The organism is Streptomyces sp. NPDC058653 (assembly GCF_042716895.1).
Lineage (GTDB): Bacteria > Actinomycetota > Actinomycetes > Streptomycetales > Streptomycetaceae > Streptomyces.
Genome location: NZ_JBHXRM010000020.1, coordinates 28,461 through 43,597, shown reverse-complemented (window position 1 = coordinate 43,597; position 15,137 = coordinate 28,461). Strand labels below are relative to the sequence as shown.

Sequence of the window (15,137 nt, the reverse complement as noted above, 5' to 3'; positions counted from 1 at the left end):
CACTGGCCCGGGGAATGCTGGCACTCCTACGCACCGAGTGCCAAGCCGGATCCGAGGAACCAGAGCTGGAGGTGTGCGCGATGCTGAGCGAACGCAGGCTTGAGGTGCTGCGCGCCATCGTCCAGGACTATGTCGGCACCGAGGAGCCCGTCGGCTCCAAGGCGCTGACCGAGCGGCACAAGCTCGGTGTGTCCCCGGCCACCGTCCGTAACGACATGGCGGTCCTGGAGGACGAGGGCTTCATCGCCCAGCCCCACACGAGCGCGGGGCGTATTCCGACGGACAAGGGCTACCGGCTCTTCGTCGACCGGCTGGCCGGCGTCAAGCCGCTGTCGGCGCCGGAGCGCAGGGCCATCCAGAACTTTCTCGACAGCGCCGTCGATCTGGACGACGTGGTGGGCCGTACGGTGCGGCTGCTCGCGCAGCTGACCCGGCAGGTCGCGGTCGTGCAGTACCCCTCGCTGACCCGTTCGACGGTGCGGCACGTGGAACTGCTCTCGCTGGCCCCCGCGCGGCTGATGCTCGTACTGATCACCGACACCGGCCGGGTCGAGCAGCGCATGATCGACTGTCCGGTGCCGTTCGGCGACACGTCGCTGGCGGACCTGCGGGCCCGGCTCAACGCCCGGGTCGTGGGACGCAGGTTCTCCGACGTGCCGCTGCTGGTGCAGGAGCTGCCCGAATCCTTCGACCTGGAGGACCGGGGCACCGTGTCCACGGTCCTGGCGACGCTGCTGGAGACACTGGTCGAGGAGACCGAGGAGCGGCTGATGATCGGCGGCACCGCCAATCTGACGCGCTTCGGGCACGACTTCCCCCTGACCATTCGGCCGGTGCTGGAGGCACTTGAGGAGCAGGTCGTGCTCCTCAGGCTGCTCGGCGAGGCCGAGGACTCGGGCATGACCGTACGAATCGGGCACGAGAACGCCCATGAGGGCCTCAACTCCACGTCCGTCGTCGCGGTCGGCTACGGTTCGGGCGACGAGGCAGTCGCCAAACTCGGCGTGGTCGGACCGACCCGCATGGACTACCCCGGAACGATGGGAGCGGTACGCGCAGTGGCACGTTACGTCGGACAGATCCTGGCGGAGTCGTAAGTGGCCACGGACTACTACGCCGTACTCGGCGTACGCCGCGACGCATCACAGGACGAGATCAAGAAGGCATTCCGCAGGCTCGCCCGCGAGCTGCACCCGGATGTCAATCCCGATCCCAAGACGCAGGAGCGGTTCAAGGAGATCAACGCCGCCTACGAGGTGTTGTCGGACCCGCAGAAGAAGCAGGTCTACGACCTCGGCGGTGACCCGCTCTCGCAGGCGGGCGGCGCGGCCGGCGGCTTCGGGGCCGGTGGCTTCGGCAACTTCTCCGACATCATGGACGCGTTCTTCGGGACGTCGCAGCAGCGCGGGCCGAGGTCGCGGACGCGGCGCGGCCAGGACGCGATGATCCGGCTGGAGATCGACCTCAACGAGGCGGCCTTCGGCACGACGAAGGACATCCAGGTCGACACGGCGGTCGTCTGTACGACCTGCTCGGGCGAGGGCGCCGCACCCGGCACCTCCGCGCAGACCTGCGACATGTGCCGCGGTCGCGGTGAGGTCTCGCAGGTCACGCGGTCCTTCCTGGGCCAGGTCATGACGTCGCGGCCGTGCCCGCAGTGCCAGGGCTTCGGTACGGTCGTGCCGACCCCCTGCCCCGAGTGCGCGGGCGACGGCCGTATCCGGTCGCGCCGTACGCTCACGGTCAAGATCCCCGCGGGCGTCGACAACGGCACCCGTATCCAGCTCTCCGGCGAGGGCGAGGTCGGGCCCGGTGGCGGTCCGGCGGGCGATCTGTACGTCGAGATCCATGAACTGCCGCACGCGGTGTTCCAGCGCCGGGGCGACGATCTGCACTGTACGGTCACCATCCCGATGACCGCGGCGTCCCTGGGCACACAGTGCCCGCTGGAGACGCTGGACGGTGTCGAGGACATCGACGTCCGGCCGGGCACCCAGTCGGGCCAGTCGATCCCGCTCCACGGCCGGGGCATCACACATCTGCGGGGCGGCGGCCGGGGCGACCTGATCGTCCATGTCGAGGTCATGACCCCGTCGAAACTCGACCCGGAGCAGGAGCGGTTGCTGCGAGAGCTGGCGAAGCTCAGGGGCGAGGAACGGCCCACCGGCCAGTTTCAACCGGGGCAGCAGGGACTCTTCTCCCGGCTGAAGGACGCGTTCAACGGTCGTTAGACCGACTCCTCGGGCCCGGCCGGGCTCTTCCGCCCGGCCGGCGCCCGAGGACGAACCGGTACCAAGGCTCCACGGGGGCCATGGCACCATGCGTGCATGTCCTCCGTGTTGACCGATCTCTGCCGGTATCCGATCGTGCAGGCTCCCATGGCCGGCGGCGCGTCGTGCCCGCAGCTGGTCGCGGCCGTCGGCGACGCCGGAGGACTCGGCTTCCTCGCCGCCGGCTACAAGACCGCCGACGGGATGTACGAGGAGGTCAAGCAGCTCCGGGGGCTCAGCTCCGCCGCGTTCGGGATCAATCTGTTCATGCCGCAGCCGCACCACGACGACCACGCCGCCGTGGAGGTCTACCGCGAACAGCTCGCCGGTGAGGCGAACTGGTACGAGACCCCGCTCGGCGACCCCGACGCGGGCCGCGACGACGGGTACGAGGCCAAGCTCGCGATACTGCTCGACGATCCCGTCCCGGTCGTGTCGTTCACCTTCGGCTGCCCCACGCCCACCACCCTCGACGCGTTCACCCGCGTCGGCACCCTCACCGTCGTCACCGTGACCACGCCCGAGGAGGCCCAGACCGCCGAGTGGTCGGGCGCCGACGTCGTCTGCGTCCAGGGCGTCGAGGCCGGCGGCCATCAGGGCACGCACCGCGACGACCCCGCCACCGACGGCGCGGGCATCGGGCTGCTGTCGCTCGTGACGCAGGTACGGGACTCCGTACGGCTGCCGGTCATCGCGACCGGCGGGCTCATGCGCGGCGGGCAGATCGCCGCCGTACTGGCCGCGGGCGCCCATGCCGCCCAGTTCGGCACCGCGTTCCTCGTCTGCCCGGAGTCCGGCGCCCACGCGCTCCACAAACGGGCCATGACCAACCCGCTGTTCACCCGCACCGAACTCACCCGCGCCTTCACCGGCCGGCCCGCGCGCGGCCTCGTCAACCGCTTCATGCGCGAACACGGCCCCTACGCCCCGCCCGCCTACCCGGAGGTGCACCACCTCACCGCCGGGGTGCGCAAGGCCGCCGCCAAGGTCGGCGACCCCCAGGGCATGGCCCTGTGGGCGGGCCAGGGCCACCGGATGGCCCGCGACCTGCCCGCCGGGCAGCTCGTCGGGGTCCTCGCCGACGAACTCGACGCCGTCCGCGCCTCGTTGACCCAGGGAAACGCCTCATGACCGCACCTGTCTTCGTCGTCGACCCCGCCGTCGCCCTGCGCCCGGGCACCGTCACCCTCGACGGTCCCGAGGGCCGGCACGCCGTCTCCGTAAGGAGGCTGCGCGTCGGGGAGGAGGTGGTCCTGACGGACGGCGCGGGCACCGGCGCCCACGGCACGGTCGAGGCCGTCCACGGCAAGGACCGGCTGGACGTCGCCGTCACCGGTGTACGGACCGAGGACGAGCCCCGTCCCCGGATCACCGTCGTCCAGGCGCTGCCCAAGGGCGACAGGGGCGAGGTGTCCGTCGAGACGATGACCGAGACCGGCGTCGACGCGATCGTGCCCTGGCAGGCCGCGCGCTGCGTCACCCAGTGGAGGGGCGAGCGGGGCGCCAAGTCCCTGGCGAAATGGCGCGCGACCGCCCGTGAGGCGGGCAAGCAGTCCCGCAGGCTCCGCTTCCCCGAGATCGGTGAGGCGATGACCTCCAAAGAGGTCGCGGCGCTCCTGGCGGGGGCCGAGTTCGCCGCCGTTCTGCACGAGGAGGGGAGCGAGCCGCTGGCCACCGCCGAACTGCCCGCCGCCGGCGGCATCGTGCTCGTCGTCGGACCCGAAGGCGGCGTCTCCCCCGACGAGCTGGCACTCTTCGCGGACGCCGGGGCCGCGCCGTACCGGCTCGGCCGCACCGTGCTGCGCACCTCCACCGCCGGCACGGCCGCCTGCGCGCTGCTGCTGGGCCGCACGGGCCGCTGGTCCTGATCGCGGGACGCCGACGGGCGGATAGCATGCCTCCGTACGGAAGTGACCAGGGCGACCGGCCGACCGATGAGGAGACCCGGACCATGGCGGGAGAACGACAGGCCGACTGCCTGTTCTGCAAGATCGTCGCCGGGGAGGTGCCGGCCACCGTCGTACGCGAGACGGACACCACCGTGGCCTTCAGGGACATCAACCCCCAGGCCCCCACGCATGTGCTGGTGATCCCCAAGGTCCACTACCCGGACGCCGCCGCGCTGGCGGCGGCCGAGCCGCAGATCGCCGCCGACCTCCTGCGCGAGTCGGCCGAGGTCGCCGCCGAGGACAAGACCGTCGGCAGCGGCTACCGGATCGTCTTCAACACCGGCAGCGGCGCGGGCCAGACCGTGTTCCACGCGCACGCCCACGTGCTGGGCGGACGCGGCCTCAACTGGCCGCCCGGATAGCCGTGTCCGTCCGCGAACTCGTCGTCCTCGGCACCGCCAGCCAGGTCCCCACCCGGCACCGCAACCACAACGGGTATCTGCTGCGCTGGGACGGCGAGGGCATCCTCTTCGACCCCGGGGACGGCACCCAGCGCCAGATGTCGCGGGCCGGAGTCGCCGCGTACGACATCAACCGGATCTGCGTCACGCACTTCCACGGCGACCACTCGCTCGGCCTCGCCGGAGTGATCCAGCGCATCAACCTGGACCGTGTCCCGCACGAGGTCACCGCGCACTACCCGGCCAGCGGCCAGGCCTTCTTCAGGAGGCTGCGGTACGCGACCGCGTACCGCGAGACCGTCGGAATCACCGAGGCGCCCGTCGACGCCGACGACGTGATCGCCCGGACCGACTCCTACACCCTCGAAGCCCACAAGCTCTCCCACCCCGTCGAGTCCTACGGTTATCGGGTCACCGAGCCCGACGGCCGCAGGATGCTCCCCGAACGCCTCGCCGCGCACGGGATCGAGGGGCCCGACGTGGGACGGCTCCAGCGGGACGGGGAGCTGCGCGGCGTGACGCTCGCCGATGTCAGCGAGGAGCGCAGGGGCCAGCGCTTCGCGTTCGTCATGGACACCCGGCTCTGCGCCGGGGTCGATGCCCTCGCCGACGGCTGCGACATGCTGGTGATCGAGTCCACGTTCCTCGACGAGGACCGGCAACTCGCCGAGGAGCACGGGCATCTGACCGCCGGTCAGGCCGGGGAGGTGGCGCGGGAGGCGGGCGTACGGCATCTCGTCCTGACGCACTTCTCGCAGCGCTACTCCGATCCCGCGGACTTCGAGCGGCAGGCCAGGGCGGCCGGTTACGAGGGTGAGCTGACCGTCGCGGCCGACCTCGTCCGCGTACCGCTGCCCAAGCGCGCCGGCTGACCCGCTCCCGCTCCGCCGCCGACCCGGGGACCGCCGCCACGGCCTGCCCTCACGCCGACTGTCAGTGCCATCGGGCACACTGTCCGGACCGTTTAGCCGATCCGGGAGCGCGACCGTGACCCCAACCGAAGGAACGCCGCAGCGGCACACCGCCGATGTCGACCCGCTGGGCGCGCTCCGCGCCCCGGACGACCCGGAATGCGACGTCTACCTGACGGGCACGGTCTTCCTCGACATCATCTTCACCGGCCTCGCCAGCGCCCCCGTGCGCGGCACCGAGTCCTGGGCCCGGGGCATGGGTTCGAGTCCCGGCGGGATCGCCAACATGGCCAGCGCGCTGGCCCGGCTCGGACTGCGCACCTCGCTCGCCGCCGCCTTCGGTGACGACCACTACGGCGAGTACTGCTGGGACGCCCTGGAGCAGGGCGAGGGCATCGACCTCTCCCGCTCCCGCACCGTCCCCGGCTGGCACTCACCGGTCACGGTCTCGATGGCGTACGAGGGCGAGCGCACGATGGTCTCGCACGGTCACGAGGCCCCGCCGCCCGAGAGCGCCGCGCCCGAGTGCCCGCCCCGCGCGCGTGCCGCCGTCGCCGCGCTGACGCCGGGCCGCAGCGACGGATGGATCGCCCGCGCCGCCGGGCACGGGGCGCGCGTCTTCGCCGACGTGGGGTGGGACGACACCGGCCGCTGGGACCTCGCGGGCCTTCCCGACCTGGCGCACTGCGAGGCGTTTCTGCCCAACGCCGAGGAGGCGATGCGCTACACCCGTACCGACTGCCCCAAGGCCGCCGCGCGGGCGCTCGCCGAGGTCGTGCCGCTGGTGGTCGTGACGCTCGGCGCGGAGGGGGCGTACGCGGTGGACAGCGCCGCCGGCACGACCGCCGAGGTGCCGGCGATCGATGTGGAGGCGCTCGATCCGACGGGCGCGGGAGACGTGTTCGTCGCCGGGTTCGTCACCGGCACGCTCGCCGGCTGGCCGCTCGCGGACCGGCTCGCCTTCTCCGGGCTCACGGCCGCGCTGTCGGTCCAGGAGTTCGGCGGATCGTTGTCGGCGCCGGGCTGGGCGGAGGTGGCGGCCTGGTGGAGTTACGTACAGGAGCTCCCGGACCAGGATCCGGCCGCGCTGCGCCGATACGCCTTCCTGACAGGGCTGTTGCCCGCGCCGACCCGGCCGTGGCCGCTGCGCAGGGCGGTGCCGACGATCGGCTTCGGGCGCTCGGGCTGACCGATCCCTTGACGTGGACGGTGCCAACTGTAAACATCCGAGCTGCTGTAAGACAACGTTGTCAATCGGGAAGGGCTCAAGATGTCCAGATTCGGCACACGCTGGCGAACGGCGGTGGGAACAGTCGCGGCAGCGGTGGTGGCAGGCATGCTCGGGGCGCCCGCGGCCAGCGCCGCACCGCCCCTGGTCTCGGATCCGACCGTCTATGTCAATCCGATGGTGGGGACGACCACTTCGGGAATGACATTCCCCGGCGCCGCCCTGCCGTTCGGCATGGTGCAGAACAGCCCCGACACCAATGTGGGAAACGCCGCGTACAACTACGACGCGACCACGCTGACGGGCTTCAGCCAGGTGCATCTCTCCGGTATCGGCTGCCCCGCGGGCAGTTGGATCCGGCTGATGCCGACCGTGGGCGACATCACCGACACCTCCCTGTCGGCGAACATGTCGAAATTCAGTCATGACACCGAGGTGGCGAAGCCGGGTTACTACGGCGTCACGCTCGAGAAGAACAACATCCGCGCCGAGTTGACGTCGACCACCCGCACCGGAGTGGACCGTTTCACCTATGACAAGGACGCGCGGGACCGCAAGCTGATCGTCAATGTGACGGACGTGTGGGGCCAGACCTTCGCCAGTGACGTGAAGGTGGTCGGTGACAAGATCCAGGGTTCCGTGACGAGCGGTTCCTTCTGCGGCCCCGACCGGCCCAGCCGTTACACCCTCCACTTCAGCATGACCGTCTCCGAGCCGATCACCGAGGTCGCCACCTGGAACCGCGGCGAGAAGCTCCCGGTCGCCGGCCGTACGGCCGCCACCGGCGGCGCCGTGCTCTCCTTCGCGCCCGGCGGCAAGGCCCCGGTCGTCACCCACACCGGCGTCTCCTACACCTCGGTCGAGGGCGCGGAGAAGAACCGCGTCGCCGAGCTCTCCACCGGCTCCAAGGGCCCCGGCTCCAAGGGCCCGCAGAACGCGAAGGCCCCCAAGAACAAGCTGAAGTCCTTCGACACGGTCCGCACCGACGCCCACAAGGCGTGGCAGAAGCAGCTGAGGAGCGTACGGGTCGCCAGCGACTCGAACGAGGACCTGAAGACCTTCTACACCGAGCTGTACCACAGCCTGCTGCACCCGTCCGTCGCCCAGGACGTGGACGGCACCTACCTGGGCTTCGACAAGAAGCCGCACAAGGTCGCGCCGGGCGACGACTATTACCAGATGCTGTCCATGTGGGACACGTACCGTTCCCAGAACCAGCTGGTCGCTCTCCTCGAACCGAAGCGCGCGACGGACATCGCCCGTTCGATCCTGGCGATCTACGAACAGGGCGGCTGGGTACCGCGCTGGTCGCTCGGCCAGGCCGAGACGAATGCCACCAGCGGCGACCCGGTGACCCCGTTCATCGTCACTCTCTATTCACGTGGTCTGCTCGACGACGAACTCTCCGAGAAGCTCTTCGCCGCCCTGTGGAAGAACGTCAACGAGGTGCCGCCGCCGGCGACCAACATCAAGGCGCGTGAATTCAATCCGCAGTATCTGGCGAAGGGTTACATTCCCGCCGAGCTGAGTGCGAACGAGGCCGCCTCCATCGGTCTCGAATACTCCCTCGCGGACTGCGCGCTCGGCACGATGGCGATCGGTCTGAAGAAGTTCGAGGAGGCGGACCGACTCCGCCCGCGCTGCGACGAATTCGCCCACATCTGGAATCCGGACGCCGAGTCCAAGGGATACACCGGATTCCCGCAGGTTCGCGCTGGCGACGGTACTTTCGTGCCGACCGACGAGGTGGTGAACGGAAAGGGCTTCAAGGAGGGCACCGCCTGGCAGTACCAGTGGCTCGGCCAGCAGCACCCCGAGGCGCTCTTCGAGCTGATGGGCGGAGCCGACGAGGCCGAGAAGCGGCTCGACACGTTCTTCACCTTCCCCGCGATCGAGGAGGACGTCTCGACGGCCGCCTCCAAGCACTGGGTGACCGGGCCGATCGACTACAACGGCCACTTCGAGTTCAACCCGAACAACGAGCCCGACTTCCACGCCCCGTGGATGTACGCGTGGACGGACAGTCCCTGGAAGACCTCCGCGGTCACCCGCGCGCAGCGGGCGCTCTACACGGACACGTACAACGGCGTTCCCGGCAACGACGACCTCGGTGCCAGCTCGGCGATGGCCGCGTTCGCGATGCTGGGCTTCTTCGAGGCCCAGCCCGGCTCCGGCAACTACGTCTTCTCCGCCCCGATGTTCCCCAAGGCCGTGATCACGCGGCCCGACGGCACCCGGCTGACCCTGAACGCCCCGGGCGCGAAGGCGTCGACGATCCAGTACATCGACACGCTGACCGTCGCGGGCGACAGGACCGCGCGCAGCTGGATCTCGGAGCACGACCTGCTCTCGGCCGGCACGGTCGACGTCAAGCTCACCACCGACGGCCCGAGCAGCACATGGGGCCGGGGCGCGGAGAACCGGCCGCCGGCCATGCCGGGCGCGCAGGAGGCCCCGGCGGCGACGTCGACGGTGAGGCTCAAGGCGTCGGACGACTCGCAGTGGTACGGCACGAAGGACCCGGTCGAGCTCACCGCGAAGGTGACGCTGGACCCGGAGGCCGTACCGGCCGGGACCGTGGTCTTCCGGTCGGGCGGGCAGAAGCTCGCCACCGCGCCGGTGCGGGCGGGCAAGGCGACGTACACGCTGAAGTCGGACACCACGGTCGGTAACCGCGTGTTCACGGCCGAGTACGTCCCGGCCGAGGGGGAGCGGGCGACCGGCTCCACGAGCGACACGGTCGTGGTGAAGGTCAGAAGGCGCTAGCGGGGGCGGACACCACGTAGCACCACATAGCGCGATGTAGCGCCACATCGCGCAGCACGCCGCCACGCACCGCGAGCGGCCCCGGCGGGATCGTCCGGTCCGGCCGGGGCCGTCCGCGCGGAGACGGGCGCAAAGGCGCGTGTAAAAGCCCTACGGGCTTGTCAGTGCGGAGTCGTACGCTGGTAGCCAGAGGTTGTCGAGCGGCGAGAACCCTGCAACGGGAGGTATGTGCAGGCCACAGTGCCGGCCCATGACTCAGACACCCACAGCCCCTACCCCCGCGCCCGGTCAGGCGCGAGCCCAGTTCACCATCCCCGCCAAGCACCCGATGGTGACGATCCTGGGTTCCGGTGACTCGCTGCTGCGCGTGATCGAGAAGGCGTTCCCGGCCGCCGACATCCATGTCCGGGGCAATCAGATCAGCGCCGTGGGCGACGCGGCCGAGGTCGCGCTGATCCAGAGCCTGTTCGACGAGATGATGCTGGTGCTCCGCACCGGTCAGCCGATGACGGAGGACGCAGTGGAACGCTCGATCGCCATGCTCAGGGCGAGCGAGAACGGCGGCGCGGACGGACCCGAGACCCCCGCCGAAGTTCTCACTCAGAACATCGTCTCCAGCCGTGGCCGCACGATCCGCCCCAAGACGCTCAACCAGAAGCGCTACGTGGACGCGATCGACAAGCACACGATCGTCTTCGGCATCGGCCCCGCGGGCACCGGCAAGACCTATCTCGCGATGGCCAAGGCCGTGCAGGCCCTCCAGTCCAAGCAGGTCACCAGGATCATCCTGACCCGGCCCGCGGTGGAGGCGGGGGAGCGGCTCGGCTTCCTGCCCGGCACGCTCTACGAGAAGATCGACCCCTACTTGCGGCCCCTCTACGACGCGCTGCACGACATGCTCGACCCCGACACGATCCCCCGACTGATGGCGGCGGGCACGATCGAGGTCGCGCCCCTGGCGTACATGCGCGGCCGGACGCTGAACGACGCGTTCATCATCCTCGACGAGGCGCAGAACACCAGCTCGCAGCAGATGAAGATGTTCCTGACGAGGCTCGGCTTCGACTCGAAGATCGTCATCACCGGCGATGTGACCCAGGTCGACCTCCCCGGCGGCACGAAGAGCGGTCTGCGGGAGGTCCAGGAGATCCTCGGGGGCGTGGAGGACGTGCACTTCTCCCGGCTTACCTCCGACGATGTCGTCCGGCACAAGCTCGTCGGCCGTATCGTCGACGCCTACGAGCAGTACGACAGCCGCGACGGCAATGACCAGCAGCGCTGAACCGGCGCCCCGCGGCACTAACCGGGAGATTCACACCGCACCATGTCGATCGACGTCAACAACGAGTCAGGCACCGAGGTCGACGAGCAGGCGATCCTCGGGGCCGCCCGCTACACGCTGACCCGGATGCGTATCCATCCGCTCTCCGAGCTCTCGGTGATCGTGGTGGATTCCGCCGCCATGGAGCAGCTGCACATGCAGTGGATGGACCTCCCGGGTCCGACCGACGTCATGTCCTTCCCGATGGACGAGCTGCGTCCGCCGGTGAAGGACGACGAGGAGCCCCCGCAGGGGCTCCTCGGTGACGTCGTGCTCTGCCCCGAGGTCGCCAGGACCCAGGGCGAGGAAGCGCCGACGCGGCACTCCATGGACGAGGAGCTCCAGCTCCTCACCGTCCACGGTGTGCTGCACCTCCTCGGGTACGACCACGAGGAGCCCGACGAGAAGGCCGAGATGTTCGGCCTCCAGGCGGCCATCGTGGACGGGTGGCGGGCCGAACAGGGCCTGACCGGTCCCTCTCCCGCGCCGACCGTCTCGTGATCACGCAACTGATCATCGGGGCGGTCGCGCTGGTCGTCGTCGCCTGGCTGGCGGCGTGCGCGGAGGCGGGGCTCGCCCGCGTCTCCAGCTTCCGGGCCGCCGAGGCCGAGCGCTCGGGGCGGCGCGGCGCCGACAGGCTGGCCCAGATCGCCGCCGACCCGACGCGGTATCTGAACGTGGCCCTGCTGGTGCGCGTCGCCTGCGAGATGGCGGCCGGGGTGCTGGTCACCTATGTCTGCCTGGAGGAGTTCCAGGACACCTGGGCCGCGCTGCTGGTCGCGATCGGGGTGATGGTGCTCGTCTCGTACGTCGCCGTCGGCGTCTCGCCGCGCACCATCGGCCGTCAGCACCCGCTGAACACGGCGACCGTCGCGGCGTACGTACTGCTGCCGCTGGCCCGGATCATGGGCCCGGTCCCGCAGCTGCTGATCCTCCTGGGCAACGCGCTGACGCCGGGCAAGGGCTTCCGCAAGGGACCGTTCGCGAGCGAGGCGGAGCTGCGCGCGATGGTGGACCTCGCCGAGCAGGAGTCGCTGATCGAGGACGAGGAGCGCCGCATGGTGCACTCGGTCTTCGAGCTGGGGGACACCCTGGTGCGCGAGGTCATGGTGCCGCGTACGGACCTGGTCTCCATCGAGCGGTACAAGACGATCCGCCAGGCCCTGACGCTGGCGCTGCGCTCCGGCTTCTCCCGGATCCCGGTCACGGGGGAGAACGAGGACGACATCGTCGGCATCGTCTATCTCAAGGACCTCGTCAGGAAGACGCACATCAACCGCGAGTCGGAGTCCGATCTGGTCTCCACGGCGATGCGCCCGGCGGCCTTCGTGCCGGACACGAAGAACGCGGGAGATCTGCTGCGGGAGATGCAGCAGGAGCGCAACCATGTCGCCGTCGTCATCGACGAGTACGGCGGCACGGCCGGCATCGTGACCATCGAGGACATCCTTGAGGAGATCGTCGGCGAGATCACGGACGAGTACGACCGTGAGCTGCCGCCCGTCGAGGAGACCGGCACCGACTCCTACCGGGTCACGGCCCGGCTCGACATCGGGGATCTCGGCGAGCTGTACGGGCTGGACGAGTTCGACGACGAGGACGTGGAGACGGTCGGCGGTCTGCTGGCGAAGGCGCTCGGCCGGGTGCCGATCGCCGGTGCCAGCGCGCTGGTGGAGCTGCCGGACGGCCGTACGCTACGGCTGACGGCGGAGTCCCCGGCGGGCCGGCGGAACAAGATCGTGACGGTGCTCGCCGAGCCGGCGGAGCCGGCGGCCTCGCGATGAGCGCCCCGGCGGCCGGCCCGTTGTCGCGGGACGAACTGCGCCTGTTCTGCCTGGAGTTCAACGCGGTGACGGAGGAGTTCCCGTTCTCCCCCGACCTCTCGGTGTTCAAGGTGGTGGGCAAGGTGTTCGCGCTCACGGTCCTGGACGCCGAGCCGTTGCAGGTCTCGCTCAAGTGCGACCCCGACGAGGCGATCCGGCTGCGCGGGGCCCATCCGCAGATCGTCCCCGGATGGCATCTCAACAAGCGGCACTGGAACACGGTCACGGTCGCCGGGCTGCCCGCGCGGATGGTGCGCGAGCTGATCGAGGACAGTTACGACCTGGTGGTGGCCGGTCTGCCGAAGGCGGAGCGTCTTCGGCTGGACCGGCCTTAGGTCCTGTCCCGGCGGACAGGACCTCACGGGAGAGCCGCCGGTGGGGTCAGCCCTTGGGCCGCAGGCGGCGGCGCACCCGGCGGCGGACGGCCGGGCCGATGCGCAGGGGTGAGCCGTTCTCCAGGTCGGAGAGGCGCCGCTCCATGGCGCTGAGCTTCTTCTGGAGTTCGTTGTTCTTCTTGGTGAGGGTCTCGATGCGGCGGTCGGTGACGGTGTGACGCTCGTGCAGCCGGCTGAAGCGGTAGTGCAGCGAGCCGTCGTCGGTGCCGTCCCAGACGCCGAGTGAGGGCGGCAGGTCGAGGGCGGCGAGCCGCAGGTCGAAGGCGGCGCCGCCGTCGCCGTGGGTGAAGGTGTTCTCCAGGCCGTTGTTGTCGAGGAAGGTGACGAAGCGGTCGAAGCGTTCCTTGTGGCCGTTCAGCATCTCGCTGTAGTCGGCCTGCTCGTAGAGGTCCTGGGGGTGGATGTCGGCGGGCGTGGCGCTGAGCATCCGGTGCGGTATGCCGAAGTAGCGGCAGAGTTCGAGGGTCCGGGAGTCGTGGACGAGGACGACGCTGGGGGTGCCGGCGAGCAGCGGCGCGATGTTGCCGTGGATACGGGTGCCGTAGACGAAGTCGTACGTCGCCAGCTCGTCCATCCAGGTCTTGGGGTCCAGGGGGACCCTGACGCGGTTCTCCTCGAACAGCGGGTGGGTCAGCCGTCGGGGGAAGCGGGTCTTGGGGCCGGTGACGGCGGAGGTGTCGCCCCAGAAGAGTATTTCCGCGTCGGCGAGGTTCTGCGCGTAGTACCGCAGGTGCGGGAAGCGTTCCAGCGCGTGGCGGGCCATGCCCTCCATGTCGCCGACGGCCGTCGCTCCGGGCGACATGTTGATCACGACGCGGGAGTGGGCGTCTATCGGGCCGGGGTCGCGGGGCGTGGGGAAGGTGTCGCCGTGCAGGAACATCGACGGGCAGCCGATGACCTCGACGTGCTTCTTGAAGCCGAGCCGCTCCAGGAAGGAGGCGGTCAGCTCGCCGCGTACTCCGATGGAGGTGGATCTCTCCAGGACGGCGTGGACGAACCTCTTCACGGAGGCCTCGATGGGCGCGAGCCGCGCGGTGTCGTAGTCCTCGGTCGCCTGCGCGCCGACGCCCACGACGACCACGGGGATGGTGAGTTGCTCGATGAGGGTGGAGAGCTTGTCGAGCGCGCCCTTGAAGGAGGGCCGGAAGGCGTTGGCGAGAGGGACGACGAAGACGTCGTACCGCTCGTTGATCTGCCGCGCCCGCTCCGGCGTGGGGACGGTGCTGAGCCCGTTGGAGGTGATCTCCGTGCGCTCGGTGAGAAGGATCTTGTGCGCGGCGTCGCTGAAGAGCAGGTTCCCCGAGTTCGTCCCGATCAGGTCCTTCTGGATGAACTCCTGCTGGCTGGCCACGTAGAACGGGCTCTTACCGGAGCGTATGAGTATGCGCTTCATGACCTTCTCCCTCGTTTTGCTCGGACAACCTGCCCGGGAGCCCGGCAAAGCGCGCTCATCCCCCGGCGGCACCGATCCTGGTCAGCTGACCCGGCCGCGTGGAACGGGACGATACCCGAGATCAAAAGCTAGAAGACATGGCTAATTCATGCTTTGTTGGGACGCTGTTCATGTGATCTATCGCTCCCGCATCATGCCGCAACCGAACCGCCTCACGCTTCGTCAGAGGGGCGGCGCGCTGTGTCGGGCGGTGGGTATCCCTTCTGTCCGCTCGGCCGGGCGGGCTCTCTATGCTCGGCGTATGACGACGCAGAGCACCGAACTCGACCCCGAGGACCGCAAGATCATCACGTTGGCGCGCAGCGCGCGGGTCAGGAACGGGGTCCCCGAGGGGGCCGCCGTACGGGACGAGAACGGGCGGACCTATGTCGCCGGGACCGTCGGTCTGGAGTCGCTCAGGCTCAGCGCGCTGCGCACCGCCGTCGCCATGGCCGTCGCGAGCGGCGCCACCTCCCTGGAGGCCGCCGCGGTCGTCACCGAGGCGGCGGGCGCGAGCGACGAGGACCGGGCCGCCGTGCGCGATCTCGGCGGGCCCGATACGCCGGTGCTGCTCGCCGCCCCCGACGGGACCCTGCGGGGGACCGTCACCGCCGGCTGAGGCATCCGGAGGGGCGGCCTCC

Annotated in this window: 14 protein-coding genes; 13 read left to right on the top strand and 1 reads right to left on the bottom strand. The window is 70.0% G+C overall.

Annotation, left to right across the window (positions count from 1 at the left end; all coding sequences use genetic code 11):
• Positions 1 to 80: 80 nt before the first annotated feature.
• From hrcA to ACFWU9_RS18710, 12 genes are all read left to right on the top strand, one after another.
• A complete protein-coding gene (gene hrcA / locus ACFWU9_RS18765) occupies positions 81 to 1,097 on the top strand; it encodes a heat-inducible transcriptional repressor HrcA (RefSeq protein ID WP_383640995.1) in 1,017 nt (338 codons plus the stop codon).
• Positions 1,098 to 2,231, top strand: coding sequence for a molecular chaperone DnaJ (gene dnaJ, locus ACFWU9_RS18760; protein ID WP_384319660.1), 1,134 nt, complete (start codon positions 1,098 to 1,100; stop codon positions 2,229 to 2,231).
• Between the two features lie 96 nt (positions 2,232 to 2,327).
• Positions 2,328 to 3,401 carry a nitronate monooxygenase gene (locus tag ACFWU9_RS18755; RefSeq protein WP_384319658.1) on the top strand — a complete coding sequence of 358 codons (1,074 nt, stop codon included), beginning with the start codon at positions 2,328 to 2,330 and terminating at the stop codon, positions 3,399 to 3,401.
• A complete protein-coding gene (locus ACFWU9_RS18750; protein ID WP_384319656.1) occupies positions 3,398 to 4,138 on the top strand; it encodes a 16S rRNA (uracil(1498)-N(3))-methyltransferase in 741 nt (246 codons plus the stop codon). The genes ACFWU9_RS18755 and ACFWU9_RS18750 overlap by 4 nt, the downstream gene beginning before the upstream one ends.
• A gap of 83 nt (positions 4,139 to 4,221) precedes the next feature.
• On the top strand, positions 4,222 to 4,581 hold the full coding sequence (locus ACFWU9_RS18745) for a histidine triad nucleotide-binding protein (protein WP_384319654.1): 360 nt from the start codon (positions 4,222 to 4,224) through the stop codon (positions 4,579 to 4,581).
• Positions 4,582 to 4,583: 2 nt separating this feature from the next.
• Positions 4,584 to 5,492 (top strand): ribonuclease Z, encoded by a 909-nt coding sequence (locus ACFWU9_RS18740; protein WP_384319652.1) that lies wholly within the window; start codon positions 4,584 to 4,586, stop codon positions 5,490 to 5,492.
• 115 nt (positions 5,493 to 5,607) lie between these two features.
• Positions 5,608 to 6,720, top strand: coding sequence for a carbohydrate kinase family protein (locus ACFWU9_RS18735; protein ID WP_384319650.1), 1,113 nt, complete (start codon positions 5,608 to 5,610; stop codon positions 6,718 to 6,720).
• 147 nt (positions 6,721 to 6,867) lie between these two features.
• On the top strand, positions 6,868 to 9,525 hold the full coding sequence (locus ACFWU9_RS18730) for a GH92 family glycosyl hydrolase (RefSeq protein ID WP_384319649.1): 2,658 nt from the start codon (positions 6,868 to 6,870) through the stop codon (positions 9,523 to 9,525).
• Positions 9,526 to 9,775: 250 nt separating this feature from the next.
• A complete protein-coding gene (locus ACFWU9_RS18725) occupies positions 9,776 to 10,807 on the top strand; it encodes a PhoH family protein (protein WP_384319647.1) in 1,032 nt (343 codons plus the stop codon).
• A 42-nt stretch (positions 10,808 to 10,849) separates the two neighbouring features.
• Positions 10,850 to 11,347: an rRNA maturation RNase YbeY gene (gene ybeY / locus ACFWU9_RS18720; protein ID WP_384319645.1), complete on the top strand. Its 498-nt coding sequence runs from the start codon at positions 10,850 to 10,852 to the stop codon at positions 11,345 to 11,347.
• Positions 11,344 to 12,630, top strand: a complete 1,287-nt coding sequence (locus ACFWU9_RS18715; RefSeq protein WP_384319643.1) for a hemolysin family protein — start codon at positions 11,344 to 11,346, stop codon at positions 12,628 to 12,630. Before ybeY ends, ACFWU9_RS18715 begins: the two co-directional genes overlap by 4 nt.
• Positions 12,631 to 12,650: 20 nt before the next feature.
• Entirely contained in the window at positions 12,651 to 13,004 is a 354-nt protein-coding gene (locus ACFWU9_RS18710; protein ID WP_384319804.1) for an MmcQ/YjbR family DNA-binding protein, read from the top strand.
• Positions 13,005 to 13,050: 46 nt separating this feature from the next.
• Here ACFWU9_RS18710 and ACFWU9_RS18705 read toward each other — a convergent pair whose 3' ends face one another.
• A complete protein-coding gene (locus ACFWU9_RS18705; protein WP_384319641.1) occupies positions 13,051 to 14,457 on the bottom strand; it encodes a polysaccharide pyruvyl transferase family protein in 1,407 nt (468 codons plus the stop codon).
• Between the two features lie 301 nt (positions 14,458 to 14,758).
• Here ACFWU9_RS18705 and ACFWU9_RS18700 point away from each other — a divergent pair, with 301 nt between their 5' ends.
• The gene (locus tag ACFWU9_RS18700) at positions 14,759 to 15,115 is read left to right on the top strand and encodes a cytidine deaminase (protein WP_384319639.1); all 357 of its coding nucleotides are present in this window, start codon (positions 14,759 to 14,761) and stop codon (positions 15,113 to 15,115) included.
• Positions 15,116 to 15,137: the final 22 nt, after the last annotated feature.

Coding starts and splice junctions, on each gene's coding strand:
- hrcA (WP_383640995.1), top strand. CDS start 81: ATGCTGAGCGAACGCAGGCTTGAGGTGCTGCGCGCCATCGTCCAGGAC.
- ACFWU9_RS18755 (WP_384319658.1), top strand. CDS start 2,328: ATGTCCTCCGTGTTGACCGATCTCTGCCGGTATCCGATCGTGCAGGCT.
- ACFWU9_RS18750 (WP_384319656.1), top strand. CDS start 3,398: ATGACCGCACCTGTCTTCGTCGTCGACCCCGCCGTCGCCCTGCGCCCG.
- ACFWU9_RS18745 (WP_384319654.1), top strand. CDS start 4,222: ATGGCGGGAGAACGACAGGCCGACTGCCTGTTCTGCAAGATCGTCGCC.
- ACFWU9_RS18730 (WP_384319649.1), top strand. CDS start 6,868: ATGCTCGGGGCGCCCGCGGCCAGCGCCGCACCGCCCCTGGTCTCGGAT.
- ACFWU9_RS18725 (WP_384319647.1), top strand. CDS start 9,776: ATGACTCAGACACCCACAGCCCCTACCCCCGCGCCCGGTCAGGCGCGA.
- ybeY (WP_384319645.1), top strand. CDS start 10,850: ATGTCGATCGACGTCAACAACGAGTCAGGCACCGAGGTCGACGAGCAG.
- ACFWU9_RS18705 (WP_384319641.1), bottom strand. CDS start 14,457: ATGAAGCGCATACTCATACGCTCCGGTAAGAGCCCGTTCTACGTGGCC.
- ACFWU9_RS18700 (WP_384319639.1), top strand. CDS start 14,759: ATGACGACGCAGAGCACCGAACTCGACCCCGAGGACCGCAAGATCATC.